Source organism: Actinomadura sp. NTSP31 (assembly GCF_041951385.1).
GTDB classification, from domain to species: Bacteria; Actinomycetota; Actinomycetes; order Streptosporangiales; family Streptosporangiaceae; genus Spirillospora; species Spirillospora napierensis.
Genome location: NZ_JBGNUT010000014.1, coordinates 109,617 through 130,073, shown reverse-complemented (window position 1 = coordinate 130,073; position 20,457 = coordinate 109,617). Strand labels below are relative to the sequence as shown.

General features: G+C 74.1%; 17 protein-coding genes. 9 read left to right on the top strand and 8 right to left on the bottom strand.

The window, feature by feature from the left end:
* Nucleotides 1–19 precede the first annotated feature (19 nt).
* From ACA514_RS24145 to ACA514_RS24135, 3 genes are all read left to right on the top strand, one after another.
* Entirely contained in the window at nt 20–874 is an 855-nt protein-coding gene (locus ACA514_RS24145) for a methyltransferase domain-containing protein (RefSeq protein ID WP_375043492.1), read from the top strand.
* Between the two features lie 347 nt (nt 875–1,221).
* Nucleotides 1,222–2,418 carry an ATP-binding protein gene (locus tag ACA514_RS24140; protein ID WP_375043491.1) on the top strand — a complete coding sequence of 399 codons (1,197 nt, stop codon included), beginning with the start codon at nt 1,222–1,224 and terminating at the stop codon, nt 2,416–2,418.
* Between the two features lie 288 nt (nt 2,419–2,706).
* Entirely contained in the window at nt 2,707–3,057 is a 351-nt protein-coding gene (locus tag ACA514_RS24135) for a hypothetical protein (RefSeq protein WP_375043490.1), read from the top strand.
* A gap of 58 nt (nt 3,058–3,115) precedes the next feature.
* Here ACA514_RS24135 and ACA514_RS24130 read toward each other — a convergent pair whose 3' ends face one another.
* The 3 genes from ACA514_RS24130 to ACA514_RS24120 all read right to left on the bottom strand — a co-directional run bounded on the left by ACA514_RS24130 (nt 3,116) and on the right by ACA514_RS24120 (nt 8,254).
* Complete coding sequence (locus ACA514_RS24130; RefSeq protein WP_375043489.1) at nt 3,116–6,370, bottom strand: S41 family peptidase; 3,255 nt, start codon at nt 6,368–6,370, stop codon at nt 3,116–3,118.
* 67 nt (nt 6,371–6,437) lie between these two features.
* A complete protein-coding gene (locus ACA514_RS24125) occupies nt 6,438–7,268 on the bottom strand; it encodes a MauE/DoxX family redox-associated membrane protein (protein WP_375043488.1) in 831 nt (276 codons plus the stop codon).
* The gene (locus tag ACA514_RS24120; RefSeq protein ID WP_375043487.1) at nt 7,262–8,254 is read right to left on the bottom strand and encodes a hypothetical protein; all 993 of its coding nucleotides are present in this window, start codon (nt 8,252–8,254) and stop codon (nt 7,262–7,264) included. Before ACA514_RS24120 ends, ACA514_RS24125 begins: the two co-directional genes overlap by 7 nt.
* A 296-nt stretch (nt 8,255–8,550) precedes the next feature.
* Between ACA514_RS24120 and ACA514_RS24115 the strand changes: the two genes are divergently transcribed.
* The 3 genes from ACA514_RS24115 to ACA514_RS24105 all read left to right on the top strand — a co-directional run bounded on the left by ACA514_RS24115 (nt 8,551) and on the right by ACA514_RS24105 (nt 12,753).
* Complete coding sequence (locus ACA514_RS24115) at nt 8,551–9,072, top strand: SigE family RNA polymerase sigma factor (protein WP_375043486.1); 522 nt, start codon at nt 8,551–8,553, stop codon at nt 9,070–9,072.
* A gap of 66 nt (nt 9,073–9,138) precedes the next feature.
* Nucleotides 9,139–10,761 carry a long-chain fatty acid--CoA ligase gene (locus ACA514_RS24110; protein WP_375043485.1) on the top strand — a complete coding sequence of 541 codons (1,623 nt, stop codon included), beginning with the start codon at nt 9,139–9,141 and terminating at the stop codon, nt 10,759–10,761.
* A gap of 240 nt (nt 10,762–11,001) precedes the next feature.
* Nucleotides 11,002–12,753, top strand: a complete 1,752-nt coding sequence (locus ACA514_RS24105; RefSeq protein ID WP_375043484.1) for an RNA polymerase sigma factor — start codon at nt 11,002–11,004, stop codon at nt 12,751–12,753.
* A 29-nt stretch (nt 12,754–12,782) separates the two neighbouring features.
* Here the strand turns inward: ACA514_RS24105 and ACA514_RS24100 are convergent, their stop codons facing one another.
* Nucleotides 12,783–13,547 (bottom strand): MerR family transcriptional regulator, encoded by a 765-nt coding sequence (locus ACA514_RS24100; protein WP_375043483.1) that lies wholly within the window; start codon nt 13,545–13,547, stop codon nt 12,783–12,785.
* A 91-nt stretch (nt 13,548–13,638) separates the two neighbouring features.
* Here ACA514_RS24100 and ACA514_RS24095 point away from each other — a divergent pair, with 91 nt between their 5' ends.
* The 3 genes from ACA514_RS24095 to ACA514_RS24085 all read left to right on the top strand — a co-directional run bounded on the left by ACA514_RS24095 (nt 13,639) and on the right by ACA514_RS24085 (nt 17,477).
* The gene (locus ACA514_RS24095) at nt 13,639–14,646 is read left to right on the top strand and encodes an adenylate/guanylate cyclase domain-containing protein (RefSeq protein WP_375043482.1); all 1,008 of its coding nucleotides are present in this window, start codon (nt 13,639–13,641) and stop codon (nt 14,644–14,646) included.
* 60 nt (nt 14,647–14,706) lie between these two features.
* Nucleotides 14,707–16,263: an amidohydrolase family protein gene (locus ACA514_RS24090; RefSeq protein ID WP_375043481.1), complete on the top strand. Its 1,557-nt coding sequence runs from the start codon at nt 14,707–14,709 to the stop codon at nt 16,261–16,263.
* Nucleotides 16,264–16,334: 71 nt separating this feature from the next.
* Nucleotides 16,335–17,477, top strand: coding sequence for a hypothetical protein (locus tag ACA514_RS24085; protein ID WP_375043480.1), 1,143 nt, complete (start codon nt 16,335–16,337; stop codon nt 17,475–17,477).
* Nucleotides 17,478–17,484: 7 nt separating this feature from the next.
* On the opposite strand, the gene ACA514_RS24080 is transcribed toward ACA514_RS24085, so the two are convergent.
* From ACA514_RS24080 to ACA514_RS24065, 4 genes are all read right to left on the bottom strand, one after another.
* Nucleotides 17,485–18,192 carry an RNA polymerase subunit sigma-70 gene (locus ACA514_RS24080; RefSeq protein ID WP_375043479.1) on the bottom strand — a complete coding sequence of 236 codons (708 nt, stop codon included), beginning with the start codon at nt 18,190–18,192 and terminating at the stop codon, nt 17,485–17,487.
* A 145-nt stretch (nt 18,193–18,337) separates the two neighbouring features.
* The gene (locus ACA514_RS24075; protein ID WP_375043478.1) at nt 18,338–18,790 is read right to left on the bottom strand and encodes a VOC family protein; all 453 of its coding nucleotides are present in this window, start codon (nt 18,788–18,790) and stop codon (nt 18,338–18,340) included.
* A gap of 35 nt (nt 18,791–18,825) precedes the next feature.
* Entirely contained in the window at nt 18,826–19,761 is a 936-nt protein-coding gene (locus ACA514_RS24070) for a DUF5996 family protein (protein ID WP_375043477.1), read from the bottom strand.
* A gap of 107 nt (nt 19,762–19,868) precedes the next feature.
* Nucleotides 19,869–20,456: a TetR/AcrR family transcriptional regulator gene (locus ACA514_RS24065; protein ID WP_375043476.1), complete on the bottom strand. Its 588-nt coding sequence runs from the start codon at nt 20,454–20,456 to the stop codon at nt 19,869–19,871.
* Nucleotide 20,457 lies beyond the last annotated feature (1 nt).

Below are 20,457 nucleotides of genomic sequence, written 5' to 3'. Positions count from 1 at the left end.
CTCCTCCTAATGTGGCTCTATGAGCGACACGCCGCCGCACGCCGCGCACCACGGCCATCAGCACGGCAACGAGGACCAGGCCGGGATGCTCGACCTGGGCGAGGAGGTGCTCGCCGAGCACATCGCCGCCATCGCCGCCTGGCTGCCCGTCGAGGGGAGCCCGCGCCGGATCGTGGATCTGGGCTGCGGGACGGGGGCGGGCACCTTCGCGCTGCTCGCCCGCCATCCCGAGGCGCGCGTCACCGCCGTCGACTCCTCGGCGGAGCATCTCGACCGCCTGCGGGAGAAGGCGCGCGCGCAGGGTGTGGACGAGCGCGTCCGGGCCGTCCAGGCCGACCTCGACGCCGACTGGCCCGATCTCGGCACGCCGGACCTCGTGTGGGCCTCGGCCTCGATGCATCATATGGCCGACCCTGATCGTGCGCTGCGCAAGGTCCACGACATCCTCGCGCCGGGCGGGCTGTTCGCCGTCGTCGAACTGGCCGGCGTGCCCCGCTTCCTGCCCGACGACGCCCCGCAGGACCGGCCGGGCCTGGAACAGCGCCTTCACGTCGCCGCCGACCGCTTCCGCGCCGAGCACATGCCGCATCGCGGCGCCGACTGGGGGCCGATGCTGACCGCCGCCGGATTCACCCTGGCGGGCAAGCGCGACCTCAGCGTGCACATCGACGGCTCCTGCGATGCGGCGGTCGGCCGGTACGCCCTGGCCAACCTGCAACGCGTCCGCGAGGCCGTCGCCGATCAGCTCTCGCCCGAGGATCTCGCCGCGCTCGACCGGCTCCTCGACCCCACCGCGCCCGACGGCATCCTGCACCGCGACGACCTGGCGGTATGCACCGAGCGCACCGTCTGGGCCGCCCGCCGGAACGAGTGAGCCTCCGGCCCCGGACGCTGCCCGCCGCACCGGCGAACCGGCCGGCGCGGGCCCGCCGCCGGAAGTTGGCGGGTTCCGGTGACGGGGGACGGGGCGTGCGCTAGTGTGTTCGAATGAGTCGAACAGAAGTTCGACTTGTTCGGACCCGCTCGCCGGGAGGCGACATGGTGGCGACTGCGGCCCCACCTCTCAATGGCACCGCGCACGTCAACGGCACCGCGCACGCCCGCGCCCGGCACGCGGACGCGCCCGCGCGGCACGGGCGGCGGCACGAATCCGCGACACGCCGCAGCGGTTTCTACCCAAATCTACGGCCGCAGCTATATCGCCTCATAGAGTCCGAGAGCGTGGACCCCGTGCGCAATCCCTATGCCCCTGGCGCCGGGCAGCGCCCTCCCGAGCTGGCCGGCCGCGACCGCGAGCTGCGGCAGTTCGAGGTCGTGCTCGAACGGGTGGCCCGGGGCCGGCCCGAGCGCAGCATGATCATCACCGGGCTGCGCGGCGTCGGCAAGACCGTGCTGCTCAACGCGTTCCGGTCGATGGCGATCCAGAAGCTGTGGGGCACGGGCAAGATCGAGGCGCGGCCCGACCAGTCGATCCGGCGGCCCGTCGCGTCCGCGCTGCACATGGCGGTGCGGGAGCTGGCGCCCCGGCACCGCGCGCCCGACCGGATCGAGGCGTTCCTCGGCGTGCTGAAGGCGTTCGCGCAGGCCGGTCCAGAGCCGTCCGGCACCAAGGCGAAGGCGAGGGCGCACCGCTGGCAGCCGGGCATCGACGTGCCCGCCTCGCGGGGACGCGCCGACTCCGGCGACCTGGAGATCGACCTCACCGAGCTGTTCGTGGACGCCGCGTCCGTCGCCACCGACGTCGGCGCCGGCATCGCGCTGTTCGTGGACGAGATGCAGGACGTCCCCGCCGACGACGTGTCCGCGCTGTGCGCCGCGTGCCACGAGCTGTCCCAGATCGGCGGCCCGCTGATCGTCGTGGGCGCGGGGCTGCCGCACCTGCCGGCGGTGCTGTCGGCCAGCAAGTCCTACTCCGAGCGGCTGTTCCGCTACGCGCGCATCGACCGGCTCGACCGCGAGTCCGCCGACGTCGCGCTGCTCGCCCCCGCCGAGCGGGAGGAGGTCACCTTCACCGACGACGCCCTGGACGCGCTGTACGGCGCGGCCGACGGCTACCCGTACTTCGTGCAGGCGTACGCGAAGGTCGTCTGGGACGTCGCGCCCGACACCCCGATCACCGCCGAGGACATCCGGGTCGCCGCGCCGGAGGCGGAGAGCGAGCTGGCGGTCGGCTTCTTCGGCAGCCGCTACGAGCGCGCGACGCCCGCCGAGCGCGACTACATGCGGGCGATGGCGATGCTCGGCGACGACCCCGTCCCGACGGCGGCGGTCGCCGACGAGCTGGGCCGCAAGCCGTCCAGCCTGTCGCCCGCCCGCGACGGCCTGATCAAGAAGGGCCTGATCTACAGCGCGGAGCGCGGCATGGTCGCGTTCACCGTCCCGCACTTCGGCAAGTTCCTCCGCTCCCAGCCCGCCTAGCGGATCGCTTCATCAGGGCCTCTAGCGCTGTTGCTAGAGGGCCTTATAGAGCCGCATCGAAGCCTGCCGTCCGGTTTCTATTCGGCTTTCTAGCACCATGCCTAGAGAGCCGTAGATTCTGCTCGCGTGCTTCCGAGGAATCTCTAGGGTTTTCTACGACCAACCCTAGAGATGCCTATAACGGCACAGAGGGTGTTGTCGGGCATGGCGGTTGTTACGCGTAGTTATCTGGGTATGGCCCCCGATGCGCCGGACCGGGCGTGAAGTTCCGATGTCGGGGGGATCACGATGAACGAGCAGGACCGCTACCGGGGCCAGGATCCGGACGACCTGTACTCGTCCCGCGAGGAGGACGAGTACGCGGCCGGCGACGAGATGACCTCGTCCATGGGGTCGTCGCAGTCCGGGGGCACCGACGAGCCGGAGATGCGGCAGGATCAGGGCGGCCGGGGATACGGCCAGGGCCCGCAGGGCTACCAGGACGAGCCGGGCTTCGACAGCGACGACCACTCGTCCGACATGGGCGGGACGCACGGCCGGGACGCGGCGAGCCGCCGCAGGAGCCAGGACGACGACGACCTGTACGGCGACCAGCTGGACGACTTGCACCGCGACGACGAGACCGACGAGAACTGGTGAAACGCCCGTAGCGTCCGGTGATGTGGAGGCCGTGCCCCGGAGCGGGCGAGGCCTTCCGTTATGCGTCGCCCTGCGCCTTGAAGACCGGGCGCATGGACGGGTCGGGCGTGTGCGGCGGGAACCGGGCCAATAGCGCGAGCGCCTCGTCGATCGCCCGGACGAGCTGCGTGTCGGTGCCGTTCGCATGGTCCTGTGGCGTTATGTCGACATCTATGTCGGGGTCGGTGCCGTAGTTCTCGACCCGCCAGCCCACGTCGTCGAAGGTGAAGGAGAACTCCGGCTGCGTGGTGACGGTGCCGTCGGCGAGGCGGTGCCGGGGCCGGATGCCGACGACGCCGCCCCACGTCCGGCGGCCGATCAGCGGGCCGAGGCCGAGCAGCTTGAACGCGTGGCTGAAGATGTCGCCGTCCGAGCCGGTCCGCTCGTTGGTGATCGCGACCAGCGGGCCGCGCGGCGACTCGCGCGGGTACGGCGTCGGGACGCCCCAGCGCGGGAAGTTGTAGCCGATCCGGCGCCGCGCGAGCTTCTGCAGCAGCAGGCCCGAGACGTTCCCGCCGCCGTTGAAGCGGACGTCCACGATCAGCGCCTCGCGGTCGTACTCGGCGAGGAAGCCGCGGTGGAACTCGGCGAACCCGTCCGGGCCCATGTCGGGGACGTGCAGGTAGCCGGCGCGCCCGCCGGTCCGCTCGTGAACGAGCGCGCGGTTGGCGGCCACCCAGTCGCGGTAGCGGCCGGGGCGCTCGTCGGCGAGGGTCCGGACGGCGACGGTGAACGGGTCCGCGTCGCCGCGCCGGATCGTCAGCAGCACCTCCTCGCCGGCCAGGTTGACGAGCCGCTCGCCGGGGACGACGCCGCCCGGCGCGACGGGCTCGCCGTTGATCGCGACGACGGCGTCGCCCGGCCGGACGTCGAGGCCGGGCCGGTTCAGCGGGGACGTGGCGGACGGGTCCCACGGGTCGCCCTCGATGATGTGCGCGATCACGAACCGGCCGTCCCGGACGGCCCAGTCGATGCCGAGGAAGCCCTGCTCGTAGACGGGTCGGCTGCGGTACTCGCCGCCGATCTCGTAGGCGTGGGAGGTGCCGAGCTCGCCCTGCATCTCCCAGAGCAGGTCGGAGAACTCCCCGCGAGTTGTCACTTTGTCGACAAGGGGGAGGTAGCGGCGGTAGACGGCGTCCCAGTCGATGCCCGCCATGTCCTCGTCCCAGAAGTGCTCGCGCTGCAGCACCCACGTCTCGCGGAGCATCTGCCGCCATTCGGTCGCCGGGCTCACCGACACCTTGACCCGGTCCAGGTCGATCCAGCCGCTGCGGCGGCCCGGCCGGTCGTCCGGCGGCTGCTCGCGCCCCGCCGTGACCAGCCGCAGCCGGGACCGCGACCGGTACAGCAGGGTGGCGCCGTCGCGGGCCAGCCAGAAGTCGCCGACGTCGCGCAGCCGGGTCCGCGCCTGCCGCGTCGCGAGGTCGAACGCGTCGACGCGGCCGAGCGCCGGGTCGTCGCCGCGCCCGCCCTTCACCGGGAACACCGAGTACAGCACCTGCCCCCTGGTCCCGGCGATCCGCCCGTACCGGCCCTCCGCGACCGGGAACGCGACGATCCGGCGCTCGATCCCGTCGAAGTCGATCGCGAGCCGCGCCGTGGCGGCCACGCTCGCGCCGAGCCCCGGGCCGGTGACGTCCCGGGCGTCCGAGCCCTCCGCGAGGCTCGCCTCGCCCGGCGCGTTCGCGCCGGTCACGGGGCGCGGTGCCGCCATGAACGGCGACGGCACGTCCTTCCGCAGCGTGACCGCGTACGGGCGGGCGCCCAGCGGGAAGCCCCGGTCGAACTGGAGCGTGTCGGCGACCGGGTCGAACACCCGCCGGCCGATGAAGTACAGGTAGCGGCCGGCGGGGTCCCAGGCGGGGGCGCGGTCGTGCAGGACGGGCCGGGTGACCGGCGCGACCAGGCCCGTCTCGGCGTTGCACACCTTGATCGCGGTGGTCTGCGCGCCGGTCGGGCAGGCGTAGGCGAGCCACTCCCCGCCGGGCGACCAGGCCAGGCCGGTGATCGCGCCGTACGGGCTGACGTCCAGCGGCACCGGCTCCAGCGGGCCGTCGCCGGCGGGTTCCAGCAGGTACAGCTCGTTGCGGTGGTTGGTGAACGCGAACCGGTCGGCGGACGGCGACGGCGCCAGCTCCAGCACCCGGCCGACGTCCCCGGACGTCTCCGCGTGCGCCGCGTCGCGGGCCCCGGACGCGGTCAGCACGACGAGGCGCTCCCGGCCGTCCTCGCCGGACGCCGCCGCGATCAGCCGCCGGTCGTCGTTGAACCAGGTCAGCAGCCGGTACCGGACGCCGTCCTGCCGCCCGTGCTGGCGGACCGGCCCCTCCCAGGCGGCGAACGAGTACGCCTTGCCGCGCGTGGTGATCGCCAGCCCGTCGCCCGCCGAGTTCACCGTCGCCGTGTCGAGGTAGTCGGCGGCGGGCACGAAGCGCCGGTTCCGCTGGGTGCGGGAACTGCCGAGCCGGACGTCGATCCGGCGCGGCCCGCCGCCCTCGCCGTCCGGGTCCAGGACGTACAGGTCGGCGGCGGCGTGGTAGATCAGCCGGCGGCCGTCGTCGGCGAGGTTGCGGGCGTAGTAGTCGTCATGGCCGGTGTGCCGCCGCAGGCCGGAGCCGTCGGGCAGGCAGGAGTAGACGTTGCCGACGCCCTCGTGGTCGGACAGGAAGTAGATCCGGCCCCCGACCCGGCAGGGCGCGGCGAGGTTGCCGTCCAGCTCGATCAACCGCCGGAAGTCACCGGAACCGTCGGGGTCGATCCACAGGTCGCCCGCCGTCCCGCCCCGGTACCGCTTCCACCGGGCCGGGTCGGCGGTGTTGCGGCCGATGACGACCGCGCCGTCCGGCCCGTACGTGACGCTGCCCGCCGGTCCGTACGGAAGCTCCTCCGGGATGCCGTGACCGCCGGGATCGATCCGGTACAGCCACTGGTAGCCGCGGAACGGGCGCCGGACGTCGCTGGCGTAGACGATTCGGCCGTCCGGATCCCAGCCGGTGATCGTGCAGGACGTCCCGTGGAACGTCAGCCGCCGCGCCGCCCCGCCCGCCGCCGGCATGACGTACACCTCGGCGGGGCCCTCCTCGCGGCCGACGAACGCCAGCAGCCGCCCGTCCGGCGACAGCCGCGGGTAGGCGGCCGCGGCGACCCCGGCGGTCAGCCGGTACGCCCGGCCGCCGGACGCGGGCACCGTCCACAGGTCGTCCTCGCACACGAAGACGACGTCGTCGCCGCAGATCGACGGGAACCGCAGGTAGCCGCCGCCGTTTCCCCCCACGCGCGGTCAGTGCCCGCTCCGCCCGCGAGGAATCTCTACGGCATTCTTGGACGCGTCCAAGAGACGCCTAGATGGGGCTCGAGACGCGCGCCGGCACGAGCGCCGCCCGGACGGTCCGGTTCCGCTCCGCCGTGGACACCGCGAACACGATCTCCATGTCGTGCCCGTCCACCCGCGCCGGGAAGACCACGAACCGCCAGCAGCCCTCCCGCCACACGTCCAGCGGGACCGCGCTGGCGACCGCGTTCTCGTGCTCGACCCACGCGGCGCTGTCGTAGAGCGCCGCGTACGTCTCCGGCATCGGGCTGCGGCGCCGCTCGCACGGCGTCTCCGGACGGCCCAGCCCGCGCGTGTGCGACCCCCGGCCCAGCAGCTCCCGAAGCTCGGGGGACAGCGCCGCGAACAGCGCCAGCTCCACGATCAGCACCGGCCCGACCTGCGTCCGCACGTCCCGCAGCACGTCCAGGCCCGCCAGCGGCGCGCCGAGCGAGGCGATGCCCGCGCCGGTGAACAGCAGCGCGCGCAGGACGCTGCGGCGGCCGACCCGCTTGGCGCTGAGGCCGCCGAAGCAGCCGCACCCCGCGTCCGGCCGCCGCACCCGCAGCTCCCCCACCACCCAGGTCGCGGCCGCGAACGCCAGCGTCGTGGCCAGCCGCACCGAGAACTGCGAGGTCACCAGCAGCGCCAGGCCGAGCACGCCCTCCCCGAGCCCGAGCCCGACGTTCATCCCGCGGCTGCGGCGCAGCGCCGCCAGCCCGGCGAGCCCGGCCGGGACCGGGACGCCGTGCACGTGGTCGGGCGCGTCCGCCGCCCGCTCGCGGATCGTCAGCTTCGCCAGGCAGGCCGCCAGCAGCACCATGGCCAGCAGCAGCACCTGCGTGTTCTGGAACGTCACCATGCCGCCGCCTCCTCCGCCGGGCCGCCGGACCGGACGGCCGGGACGTCCGGCCGCGCGAGCACGTTGAAGCACCCGGCCTCCAGATCGCCGCCGAGCCCCACGAACGTCTCGGGCGTCAGCTCGACGATCCGGCCGCGCGGCGACGCCCCGCACTCCACGCACCGGTCGCAGAACCGGGCCGCCGCGCAGCCGCACTGCACCACCGGCACCCGTCCCGCGCGCCCCCCGCACTCGTTGTGCACGGTGATCTCGCTGCCGATCGACAGGTACGGGAACGGGACGCAGCCGGACGGGGCGTCCGCGCACCCGCCGGCGTCCCCCTCCGGGTCGACCGCCGGGTATGCCGCGCCGCGCGGCACCGGAGCGCCGCCGAACCAGGTCGCCGTCCCGCGCAGCACCGCCGGCGCGGGCGCCGCAGCCTCCGGGCCGGCCAGGTCCTCGACCCGGTACCCGGGCTGCGACGTGCCCGGACGCACCGCCTGCGGCCCGCCGGGGGAGCGCACGCAGATCACGTCGACGAGGTAGCCGGGCTCCAGCCGGGGATGCCGGACGAGCACCTGCTGGAGGGCGTGCGGGGGGATCGCCACATGGGCGCGCCCGCGATGGGGGCCCATGTCCACCTCCCAGGCGTCCCGCCCGCACGCCAGCATCGTGCCGGCGACCCGTTCGATGTCGACCCAGATCCGGTCGATCGCGGGCCCGCCGGCCTTCGGCCGGACGATCGCCTCCCGTCCCGGCCGGAGCGCGGCGAGGCCCCCGCGCCCGCCGTGCCAGACCGTCGTGTCGCCGGACATCGCCAGCCGCAGCTCGGTGCCGTCCGCGTCCAGCACCAGCAGGTGCGGGCTCGCGTCCAGGATCGTCCCGGACAGCGCGCCGAGCGGGCGCCCGGCGTTCTCCGGGAGGCCGGCGTCCGGCTCGGGGGGCGCCCCGAGCACGGCCTCGCGGAGACGGCGGCGCCCGGCTCCGCGGCGGTGGGGTAGCGGCATGGCGGCACTCCGGCTCGATCTTCACTGGGGGTGACGTCTGTTAGGACGGCGAGTCAAGAGTCACGCGCGGTGCACGCTCTGTCGACGGATTTGTCGCGATAAGTCGATCGCCAGTGGAGGATCAATCGACCTTGGATGAGGATTATTAACTGGTTGACCCGGATATGTGCTTTAAGTAGGCCCGGAATTACGATCAACCTGAGATCGTCAACTGTACCGGGAGTCCGGCGCGGCCAAGATCACCATTCGGGTCCACCCGCCGCCGGGCGCCTCCGCGACCCTGGCTCGGGGGTGAGGTGAACAGCACGCGGCACGAGGAGTTCCGCGCGTACGTGGCGGACCGCGGCCCCACTCTGCTGCGCGCCGCGATGCGCCTGACCAGCGATCGCGCCGAGGCGGAGGACCTGCTGCAGGCCGCCCTCGCCAAGACCTACCTCGCCTGGGACCGCATCCACGACCGCGCCGCCGTCGACGGCTACGTCCGGCGCGCGATGGCCAACACGCAGATCTCCTGGTGGCGCCGCCGGAAACTGGATATCTACCCCACGGATCAAGTTCCCGACCGTCCGGTGGACGATCACACCCGGCGCGCCGAAATGCGCGACGCCCTCGGCCGCGCGCTCGGCCGGCTCCCCGAACGCCAGCGCCTCGCCGTCATGCTCCGCTATTACGAGGACATGTCCGAAGCGGAGATCGCCGACGTGCTCGGCGTGAGCGTCGGCACAGTCAAGAGCACCGTCTCCCGCGCCATGGCCCGCCTGCGCGACGACGACGCCCTCGGCGACGACTTCCCCGGAATCCCGCCCCAGCGGGAGTGATGGGCCCTGGGCAAAAACCCCCGGTTGGGCTAGAACGGAATTCCGCTGCCGAGCCGGAGGTGTGCCGTGTGGAGCACCATGCAGGACTTCCCGCTGACCATCACCACGATCATGCGGTACGGCGCGCAGGTGTGCGGGTCCGCGCAGGTCGCCACCTGGACCGGGGACGGCGCGCGGCGCCGGACCTACGCCGAGGTCGGTGAGCGCGCCGCGCGGCTCGCCGGGGCGCTGCGCGCGCTCGGCGTGGACGGCGACCAGCGCGTCGCCACGTTCATGTGGAACAACACCGAGCATCTCGAGGCCTACCTCGCGGTCCCGTCGATGGGGGCCGTCCTGCACACGCTGAACCTGCGGCTCTTCCCCGACCAGCTGGTGTACATCGCGAACCACGCCGAGGACCACGTCGTCATCGTCGACGGGTCGCTGATCCCGCTGCTCGCGCCGGTGCTGCCGCAGCTGAAGACCGTCCGGCACGTCGTCGTGGTCGGCGAGGGCGACACCGCGCCGCTGGAGGACGCGGGTAAGGAGCTGCACTCCTACGAGGAGCTGCTGGCCGCCGCGCCACCGGAGTTCCCCTGGCCGGAGATAGACGAACGGTCCGCCGCCGCCATGTGCTACACCAGCGGCACCACGGGCAACCCGAAGGGCGTCGTCTACTCGCACCGGTCCGCGTACCTGCACTCGGTGTCGGTGTGCACGGGCAACGCGCTCGGAATGAGCGGCGCCGACATCGTGCTCCCCGTCGTCCCGATGTTCCACGCGAACGCGTGGGGGCTGCCGTACGCGGCGGTGCTCGCGGGCGCGGCGCTGGTCATGCCGGACCGGTTCCTGCAGGCCGAGCCGCTCGTCCGGCTGATCGAGTCGGAGCGGCCCACGATCGCGGGCGCCGTCCCCACGATCTGGGCGGACGTCCTGCGGTACACGCGCGAGCACGGCTCCGACCTGAGCTCGCTGCGGCTCGTCCCGTGCGGCGGGTCGGCGGTGCCGGAGTCGCTGATGCGCGGGTTCGACGAGATCGGCGTCCGGATCGTGCAGGCGTGGGGGATGACCGAGACCTCGCCGGTCGCGACGATGGCGCACCCGCCCGTGGGCGCGGACGGGGAGCGGGCCTGGCAGGCGCGGGTCAGCCAGGGACGGGTGCTGGGCGGCCTGGAGATCCGCGTGGTCGGCGACGGCGACGTGGTGCTCCCGAACGACGGGGAGGCCGTCGGCGAGGTGGAGGTCCGCGGGCCGTGGATCACCGGCGCCTACTACCGCGACGAGGACCCCGGCCGGTTCCACGACGGCTGGCTGCGCACCGGCGACGTCGGCAACCTCTCCCCCGACGGCTACATGATCCTTACCGACCGGGCGAAGGACGTCATCAAGTCCGGCGGCGAGTGGATCTCCTCCGTCGAGCTGGAGAACCACCTGATGGCCCACCCGGACGTGATCGAGGCGGCCGTCGTCGGGGTCCCGGACGACCGCTGGCAGGAGCGGCCGCTCGCCTCCGTCGTCGTCCGCGACGGCGCGTCGGTGACGGCGGCGCAGCTCCGGGAGTTCCTCGCCGACCGGGTGCCGAAATGGCAGCTTCCCGAGCGCTGGGCGTTCATCGCGGAGGTCCCGAAGACCAGCGTCGGGAAATTCGACAAGAAGGTGCTGCGCCGCCGCTACGCCGACGGCGGGCTGAAGGTCGAACACGCCGGCTGAGCGGGAGGCGCGGCGTCCTTGCGGGAACCGGGGACGGCCGCCGCCTGACGCGATTCTGACGTCCGGTCATGAAACCAAGTGATCACAGAGAGATGCGGGTGCTTCACTGTCCGATCACCGTTATCGGTGATTTCGGGGGATGGAGTGGTGTCGAACCGGCGAAGGGGTGTATGCAAGGTGGGCTGATTGTCCGGACGGCCCCTTTGGGGGCGGACTCCCATGCCGGTCCCGGGAGCGTGTATGCCCAGGTTGTCCCCCTCCGAAGACACGGCGGACCGGAAGCTGGTCCACGGTCTGAACGAAGGCGACGAAGCGGCCCTGGCCACGCTCTATGACGAATACGGCGAGCGCCTTTACGACTACGCGCTGTCGATGACCGGGGACGAGAAGACCGCCGCCGGCATCGTCCACGACACCTTCATCGACGCCTGCCGCCGCGCCCCCCGGATGCGCGACCATCTGCACCTGAGTTCCTGGCTGTACGGCGCCGCCCGCCGCCGCTGCGTCCGCCGGGGCCGGCTCAAGGAACTGCACTGGGACCGGGACGCCGAGTTCTCCGACACCCCGTTCGTGGAGCGCGCCCTGTCCCCGGAGCACGCCGCCGCCACCACCGGCTGGCCGCCCTCCGCCGAACTCCACGACCTGCTGCGCGCCGCGCTCGCCGCCCTCGACCCGGACGACCAGGAGGTCGTCCTGCTGGCGTTCCGGCACGAGCTGCGGCCCGCCCGGCTCGGCGCCGCGCTCGGGCTGTCCGGCCGCCGCGCCGCCGGGCGGGTCCGCCGGGGCGGCGAGATCATGGAGGCCGCGCTCGCCGCCGAGACCGTCCGGGCGGCGCACGCCTGCGCCGCGTCCGCCGCCGAGACCGCCGATCAGCCGGACGAAGAGCAGCCCGCACAGGAGAGCGCACAGGAGAGCCGGTCCATCGCCGTCGCGGTCCTGGCCGCGCGGGCTCCGGAGCCCAAGCGCCCCCCCGCCTCGGGCGACGCGGACGCCGAAGACGAGCCGGACGCCGAAGAGACGCCGCCGGCCGGCGCCCCGCCCGTTCGGCGCGGGCCGCTCTCCGTCGCGCTGTGGCGCACGCTCCACCGCGGAGGCGAGGGCATGGCGGCGGACGCCGCGGCCGACGCGTCCGTTGCCGAGCACATCGAGGGCTGCCCGGACTGCCAGCGCCGCGGCCGGGTCCGCGCGGCGCCGCTGCTGCGCCGGGCGCCCGCCCCCGTCCTGCCCGCGGCGCTGCGCCACCGCGTCATGCACACCGCGACCGACCCGGAGCTCGCCGGCTACCGCGCGGACATCGCCGCGCGCGGCGGCCCGCTGACCCCGGAGGGCCTGCCGAGCCAGCCGGACGTGCCGTCGCCCTTCACCCGGCGCTGGCTGTTCACCGGCGGCGGGATGGCGGGCGCGCTGGTCGCGGCGGTCGTGGCGGTGCTGGTCATGGGCCCCGGGGGCGGCGGCGCGCTGTCCTGGCCGCCGTTCCACAACCAGCCGTCGATCAAGCACGAGGGCGGGCGCGACGGCGGCGGCAAGGAGCACGGCGACCACCGTCCGGGCGGGCCGGCGGCCGGGTCCGGCCTGCCGCCCGGTTCGACCGGGGCGACGCCGTCCATGCGGCCGCAGACCGACGACAAGAGCCCGTCGCCGACGCCGCACGGGACCGTCCCGCCGTCGTCGGCGCCGCCGGCCGCCCCGCCGGCCGCCGCGCCCGGCGTCCTCGTGGTGAACCCGGGGACGGTCGAGATGTACGGCACCAAGACCGCGCGGGTCAGCCTGTCCGCGCGCAACGGCCCGGTGACCTGGACGGCGATGACCTCGACCGGCGAGCTGGTCCTGTCGCAGATGCAGGGCGGGGTGGCCAAGGGCGGCACGTCGCAGGTCACGGTCACGCTGCGGACCGCGCTCATCGGGCTGCCCGGCCAGGGCACCCTCACCTTCACCGACTCCGAGGGCGCGGTCCACCAGGTGACCGTCAAGTGGGGCGCGTCGCTGCTCTGAGCCGCGGGCACGGGGCCGGCGGGCGCGGGTCAGCGGGCGGCGGGCCGCTCCCCGTCGAGATGGGCGCGGACCGTCTCCAGGTGCTCGCCCAGCGCCGCCTGCACGCGGACCTCCATCGCCCGCGCGATCAGCGGGTCGACGACCATCTTCACCAGCGGCCGCATCCGGCGCACCACGGCGGCGACCTCGGTGACCTCCTCGCCGTCCGGCCGGTCCTCCAGCCGGCTGAAGACGTGCTCCTGGACGAGCCCGACGAACCGCCCGGCGATCACGTCGACGTCGCCGCGGATCCGCTCGGCGATGTCGAGCACCGCGTCCAGCGGGATGCCCGCCGCGACCAGCTCGGCGCCGACGTGCAGCAGCCGGGGGCTCGGCACCCGGTACACCTCGCCGTCCGGCTCGATCAGGCCGAGCTCGATGGTCCGCCGCCGCATCCGCTCGCGCTCGTCCTCGTCCAGCCCGCCGCCGAAGATCGCGAGCAGCTCGTCGTAGGTCGCGGTGCCGGGGATCTCGTCCGACCACGGGTCGGTGAGCACCTTCTCCAGGCCGAGGACGTCGCCGACGTCGCGGCCGGTCTCCCACGCGGTCAGCAGGTCCTTGATGACCGCGAAGGTGTAGCCGCGGCCGAGCAGCTGGCCGATCAGCCGCAGCCGGGCCAGGTGGGAGTCGTCGTACAGGCCGACCCGGCCGGCCAGGCGCGGCGGCGGCAGCAGCCCCCGGTCCTGGTAGGCGCGGATGTTGCGCACGGTGCTCCCGGCGGCCCGCGCCAGGTCGTCGATTCGGTACTCGGCCATGCCCCGCCCGCCGGTTGGGTCCGTCTTGACCGCAGCGATCTTACTCCGCCATCATTGTGACATTGATCAATGAGACATAGAGGGGGAGTCCATGACGGACCCCGGCGGGCCCCTGGACATCGAGGAGACCCTCCTCGGCGGCCCCCTGCGCTACACCCGCAAGGACGTCGAGGCCCTCTCCGGCGTCCCCGACGCGTACGCCCGGCGCATCTGGCAGGCCCTCGGCTTCCCCATCCCGCCCGACGAGGAGGCCGCCTTCACCGACGGCGACGTCACCGCCCTCCGCGAGATCAACGAGGTGCTGGGGCACGACCTCGTCGACGAGGAGACCGTCCTGCAGCTCGTCCGCGCCGTCGGGCAGACCATGGGACGGCTCGCCAGCTGGCTCGGCGACGTCTGGCTGCAGCGGCTGAGCGTGCTGCCGTCCGGCGAGCCCCTCACGCCCGACCTGGTCACCGCCGCCCTCGCCGCCACCGAGGAGCTGCGCCCGGCGTTCGAGCGGCTGCTGCTGCACGGCTGGCGCCGCCAGCTCACCGCCGCCGGGATGCGCGCCGCCGCCGTGACCGCCGCCGCCCCGTCCGACCCCCGGGCCGGCCTCGCCCACCTCGCGGTCGGCTTCGCCGACGTGGTCTCCTTCACCCGGCTCAGCCGCAGCCTCGACGCCGACGCGCTCGCCGCGTTCGTCGAGCGGTTCGAGTCCGCCGCCACCGAGATCGTGGCGGACGCCGGGGGCCGCGTCGTCAAGACGCTCGGCGACGAGATCCTCTTCATCACCACCGACCCGGCCGCCGGCGCCGAGACCGGCCTGCGCATCGCCGAGCGCTTCAACGAGGACGCCGGGTTCCCGAAGGTCCGCGTCGGCCTGGCCTACGGCGAGGTCATCCAGCGGCTGGGCGACGTCTTCGGCACCCCCGTGAACCTCGCAGCCCGCCTCACCGCCACCGCCTACCCGGGCACCGTCCTGATCGACGGCGGGCTGGCCTCCGCCCTCCCCGACGGCGGCCGCTACGACATCTCCGCCCTGCGCCCCCGCCCCCTCCAGGGCCTCGGCCGGGTACGGCCGCGTTTGCTCCGCCGGGCCTCTGGCGGCGGGCGCTGACGGCCCGTAGCGTTCGTGACCATCGGGCCCGGTGCCCGGTGCGTCGGCGGATGGGGTCCCTTGTTCGACTTGGTGGTCAGGGGCGGGACGGTGCTGGACGGCACCGGCGCACCGGCGCGCCGCGCCGACGTGGCCGTCTCGGCCGGGCGGATCGCCGCCGTCGGCGTCCCGGCGGACGCGCAGGCGGCCGAGGAGATCGACGCCACGGACCGGTACGTCCTGCCGGGCTTCATCGACGCCCACGCGCACGGTGACGCCGCCGTGTTCGACCGGGAGGCGCAACTCGCGGCGCTCCGGCAGGGCGTCACCACGCTCGTGCTGGGGCAGGACGGTGTCTCCTACGCGCCGGCGGACGCGCGGACGCTCCGGTACGTCACCCGCTACTTCGCACCGGTCAACGGGTCGCATCCCGCGCTGGGCGGCGCCGTGTCGGTGGCGCAGTTGCTCGCGACCTATGACCGGCGTACGGCGCTCAACACCGTGTACCTGCTTCCGCACGGGACGATCCGGTACGGCGTCATGGGAGCGGCACACCGCGCGCCCGACGAGCGCGAACTGGCGGCGATGCGCGCCCACATCGAACGCGGGCTGAGCGAAGGCGCGGCCGGGCTGTCCACAGGGCTGGAGTACGTACCCGGCGGCTATGCCGGTGTGGACGAGATCGCCGCGCTGTGCGAACCCGTGGGCGCGGCGGGCCTGCCCTACGTCACCCACATGCGCGGATACGAGGCCGACGCGGCGACGGCGCTCGCGGAGGTGCTGCAGATCGCCCGCGCCGGACGCGTCGCCCCCCACGTCTCGCACCTGCACGGCCCCGGGGACGCGCTGACCCGGCTGATCGGCGGCGCGCGCGCCGGAGGCATCGACCTGACCTTCGACAGCTACCCCTACCTGCGCGGATCCAGCACGCTGACGCTCGTCGCGCTGCCGTCGTGGCTGCCGGTCGCCGACCTCGACGCCGCGCTGGACGCGCTGGCGGACCCGGCCGTCCGCGACCGGCTGGAGCGCGACTGGTTCGCCGGCAGGTCGTGGATGTGGCGGCGGATCACGCTGTCGCACGTGCCCGCCGACGACCTGCGGTGGGCGGAGGGGATGACCCTTCCGGCCGCGGCGGAGCGCGCGGGGCGCGGCCTCACCGAGTTCTGCTGCGACCTGCTCGTGGCCACCCGGCTGGAGGCGGGCTGCGTGTTCGCGCAGCCGCCCGCCGCCACCGAGGAGTCGGTGCGGGCGCTGCTGCGCCATCCCGGGCACATGGCCGGCTCCGACGCCGTCTACCAGGGCGGGCACCCGCACCCGCGCGGCTGGGGCGCGTTCGCCCGGCTGGCGGGCCGGTACGTCCGCGACCTGGGCGACTGGACGTGGGAGCAGGCCGCGGTCCACATGGCCGGACGCGCCGCCGCCCGGTTCCGGCTCTCCGACCGGGGCCGCATCGCGGTCGGCTGCGCCGCCGACCTCGTCGTCCTGGACCCGGACACCGTCACCGACCGCGCCACCTACGAGCGGCCCCGCGTGCCGGCGGACGGCGTCGAGCACGTCCTGGTCAACGGCGTTCCGGTGCTGAGCGGCGGCGTTCTCGACGAGACGGCGCAGCCGGGCCGGGCGCTGCGCCCGCGCTGAGACCGGCACGGGGCATCGGGCGGGCGCCGTATCCTCGTCTGGCCCGACTTCGTCGCCGATGAGAAGAGCTGATGGACTCCTCCCTCTATGTCCTGATGGAGGATCTGCGCGGCGTGGAGGCCGCACGGGTCCTGGCCCACGGGGTCTCCTCCCTCACGGTCGGCGCGGCCTACCACCGCGCCCGCGACGTGACGCCCCACGGCCGGTCCCGCGTCACCCTCCGGCACGACGGCGTCCACTTCCCGCTGGACGGCCACTTCGACGGGCTCCGGCTCGTCCCGCCCGTCCGCGACGGCGCGCAGGAGCGCCCTCTGCGCGCGCTCCGGGAGGAGACCCGCGCGCTCGGCGTCCCCCTGCACGGCTGGGGCGTGTTCCTGCACAACACCACGCTCGGCCTGGCGTTCCCGGACGTCGCGCAGGAGAACTGCTTCGGCGACCGGGCCGCGCCCGCCGACCTGTGCCCGTCCCACCCGGACGTCCGCGCCTACGCCGTCGCCCTCGGGCGCGCCATCGCCCGCCAGGGCATGGACTCCGTCGTCGCCGAATCCCTGCATTTCGGGACGTTCGGCCACGGCTACCACCACGAGCGGTCGTTCGTGGACCTCGGCCCGGCCGCCGAGTTCGCCCTCGGCCTCTGCTTCTGCGACCACTGCCGCCGCCGCGTCCCCGGCGCCGACGCGGCCAGGGACGCGGCGTCCGCGCTCGCGGCGTCCGTCCTGGACGGCGGCCCGCCCGCCGAGCGGATCCCGGACGTCCTGGCCGATTTCGCCCGCGCGCGCGTGCCGACCGTCACGTCCCTGGCCGCCGAGGTCGCCGAAGCCGTCGCGGCGGAAGGCTCCCGCCTGACCTTCATCGACCTGACCGGCGCCATGAAGGGCTACGCGGACGGCCTCCCCACCGGCGCCCCGGCCGCCGACGACGCCTGGAAGGCCGGCATCGACCCGGCCTCGCTGGCCCGCGTCGTCCCGTCCTACGCCGTCCTCTGCTACGCCCGCGAGACCGGTCGCATCGCCGAGGACGTCGCCGCCTACCGCGCCGCCCTCGGCCCGGACACCGCCCTGCGGGCCGTGCTCCGACCGGGGCATCCCGACACCGCGTCCGCCGAACACCTGGCGGCCAAGGCCGGGGCCGCCCGCGCCGCCGGCGCCGACACCGTCGACTACTACCAGTACGGCCTGGTGCCGCTCCCCGTCCTCGACCGCATCAACCGCTAGCGCCGCTTCAGGTGTCCAGGACCGGAGGCAGGTCGAAGGCGGCGAACACCCGCGCGTCCTGGAAGACGACGTTGCGCGCGACGCCCCGCGGCGTCACGGTGAAGACCTGGAGCGTGTGCATGTCCACCGCCTCGTCGCCCGGCTCGGCGACGTCGTCCTCGGCCGGGGACGCGCCCTCCAACCCGGCGCGGGCCCGCTGAAGCGCGCTGTTCACCGCGGCCGGGGTCGTCTCCAGCAGCGCGGCGACCTCGGCGGCCGGGAACTCCAGCACGTCGCGGAGGATGAGCACCGCCCGCTGCTTCGGCGGCAGCACCTGCATCGCCGCGATCAGCGCCAGCCGCAGGGTGCCGCGCCGGACGGCCAGCGCCGCCGGGTCGCCGAGCAGCGCGTCCGGGAACGGCTGGAGCCACGGGACGTCCAGCGCCGGGGCGAGCGGCGCGCCCGGATCGTCGCTCGGAGCGCCGAGGCCCGACGGCAGCGGGCGCCGCGCCCGGCCCTCCAGCGCCGTCAGGCACGCGTTCGTCGCGATCCTGTAGAGCCAGGTGCGGACGGACGCCAGCCCCGCGTCGTAGCGCTCCCGGGCCCGCCACGCGCGCAGCATCGTCTCCTGGACCAGGTCCTCGGCCTCGTGGACCGAGCCCAGCATCCGGTAGCAGTGCACCAGGAGCTCGCGCCGGTGCGGCCCCACCCGCGCCTCGAAATCCTCGTCGATCAACCGGTCCTCCTCCGGACGGCCCGCCCGCGGAGCCGCCGCAGCGGGACCGCGGGCGCGCCGTCTCAGCGCGCCCTCGGGTCGATGGATGTACCTGCCGGACCCCGCCGGCTCATCGGTCCCCGCGAAGAAATCTCGGAACGCCGCGTTACCGGGACGCCGGGGGATCGGCGAAGATACCCTTGAGCAGGCCGGTCGCCTGCCCGACCTCGATGAGATAGCCGTCCGGATCGCGCATGTAGCAGCGGATCTCGGCCTTGCGGTCCAGCGGCTCGGTGAGGAACTCCGCGCCCTTGGCCTTGGCGTCCGCGTAGAAGGCTGCGATGTCGGCCACCCGGACGTTCATGAACGCCGACACCGGATCGCCCGGCGAGGGCGGGCTCAGGACGATGTCCGGCTTGTCCGGTGTCGGCCCGCCGCCGGGGTTCATGATGATCCAGCTGTTCGCCACCCGGACCGTGGCCGGGTTCTCCTCCAGGACGACCTCGCCCCCGAGGACGTTCACATAGAACTCCTTCGAGACGTCCACGTCCCGGACGGTCAGGAACTGGGTGACCACGAGCCCCTGGCTCGGTGCGGGAAAACCCTCATGGTCCGGCATTCCGGTCCCCTTTCTGGTCCGCGTCCCAGGACGCGCTACGCGTGGTGGCGGGCCCAGCGGTGCGGATCGTCCTCCAGCGTGCCGCGGTCCCAGCCGCCGCGCACGGCGGCGGCCTCATAAGTGCTGTGGAGGAACGCGGACAGGGTCGCGTCCGGGTCGTCCGCCGTGGCCACCGCCTCGTACGGCAGCAGGAACTGGCCGTTCTCCGGGCTGTAGTACGCCGCGTCCGGCGCCACCGGGTAGTCGGCGAACCCGTCCGGCTCGGGATAGGCGTAGGCGTAGAACGCGCCCTCCTCCAGGCCCGGCCAGAAGCCGCAACTGCTCAGCTCCCGCGAGTACCCCTCCTCCATCACCCAGTCGCCGCAGTTGGGCGCGCCGCCCGGATGCCGCGGCGCGGCGCGTCCGGAGAACCGGGTGCAGGCCAGGTCCATGGCGCCCCAGAAGAAGTGCACCGGGCTCACCTTGCCGACGAAATGGGACCGGAACTCGCCGATCACCCGGTTCGCCTCCAGCAGCTGCCGCCAGAACAGCCGCGCGGCCCGCGGGTCGTAGGACGCGTGCTGCCGGTCGTCGGCGAACGGGATCGACGGCTCCACCTCGTTGGGCCGCGCCTGGATCGTCGTCTCGATCCCCAGCCCGACGAGGTGGTCCATGGTCTCGGCGTAGAAGTCGGCCACCGGCTTCGGCTCCAGCGCCACCCGGCGCTCCTCGCCGTTGCTGCTGCGGATGCGCAGCAGATGCCCGACGAAGTCGAACTCCATGTCGAACGCCCCGGCCCGGTAGGGGATCGCCGAGGTCGTCAGCCCGCGCGGGCTCACGTACAGCGTGACCTGCCACCAGTGGTTGACCAGCGGCGCGTGCGCCAGCCGGATCTTCCCGACGATCTGGGTCCACATGTGCAGGGTGTCCCGGGTGTCGGTCCAGTCCGCGACCCGCAACCGCGGCCACGGCTCGTGCCTGTGCTCCCCCACTGGCCCCCCTCGCGCGAACGTGCGTCCGCGGGCGCTGGGCACCCGCCCGGCTCCTACGGACGCCCCCCTACCCGCCCCTCTTCCCGGCAATCGTCGGCGCGGCGCGCTCAGCCCGCGGGGGCGGGGGCGAGCATCCGGTCGATGAGGACGTGCAGGTACGTGCGGAAACGCGCGATCTCGTCCCGCCCGCGCGCCTCCGACCGCCCGCGCGCCCCCGGCAGCCCGCCCGACAGGAACCCGAACACGCACCACACCACCGTCCGGACGAGCAGGTCGACCGCCACGTCCGGCGGCACCACCCCCGCGACGACACCCGCCACCAGCGCGTCCTGCGGGTCGACGTAGTCGTCCTCCAGCTCGCCGACGTCGGCGGCGTCGCCCATCCAGCGGTGCATCCACAGGGCGGCGATCTCCGGGTTCGCGACGTAGAAGTCGAGGTACAGGTCGATCACCCGGTGCGCGCCGGCCGGGTCGGGCGTGTACGCGGCCAGCGCGCGGTCCAGCATCTCCTGCTCGGCGCGGTACGCGCGGTCCATCACCCGCCGGTACAGCGCGGCCTTGCCCCCCGTGGCGGCCACCGAGGCGCGGCCGCCGTCCCCCGCCGCGTCCGCGATCAGCTCGATGCCGGTCGAGTCGTAGCCCAGCTCCGCGAACAGCCGGGTCGCCACCGCGATGATCTGCTCTTCGTCCTCCACA

Coding starts and splice junctions, on each gene's coding strand:
- ACA514_RS24125 (WP_375043488.1), bottom strand. CDS start 7,268: ATGGTGACGTTCCAGAACACGCAGGTGCTGCTGCTGGCCATGGTGCTG.
- ACA514_RS24105 (WP_375043484.1), top strand. CDS start 11,002: ATGCCCAGGTTGTCCCCCTCCGAAGACACGGCGGACCGGAAGCTGGTC.
- ACA514_RS24085 (WP_375043480.1), top strand. CDS start 16,335: ATGGACTCCTCCCTCTATGTCCTGATGGAGGATCTGCGCGGCGTGGAG.
- ACA514_RS24075 (WP_375043478.1), bottom strand. CDS start 18,790: ATGCCGGACCATGAGGGTTTTCCCGCACCGAGCCAGGGGCTCGTGGTC.
- ACA514_RS24095 (WP_375043482.1), top strand. CDS start 13,639: ATGACGGACCCCGGCGGGCCCCTGGACATCGAGGAGACCCTCCTCGGC.
- ACA514_RS24145 (WP_375043492.1), top strand. CDS start 20: ATGAGCGACACGCCGCCGCACGCCGCGCACCACGGCCATCAGCACGGC.
- ACA514_RS24120 (WP_375043487.1), bottom strand. CDS start 8,254: ATGCCGCTACCCCACCGCCGCGGAGCCGGGCGCCGCCGTCTCCGCGAG.
- ACA514_RS24100 (WP_375043483.1), bottom strand. CDS start 13,547: ATGGCCGAGTACCGAATCGACGACCTGGCGCGGGCCGCCGGGAGCACC.
- ACA514_RS24135 (WP_375043490.1), top strand. CDS start 2,707: ATGAACGAGCAGGACCGCTACCGGGGCCAGGATCCGGACGACCTGTAC.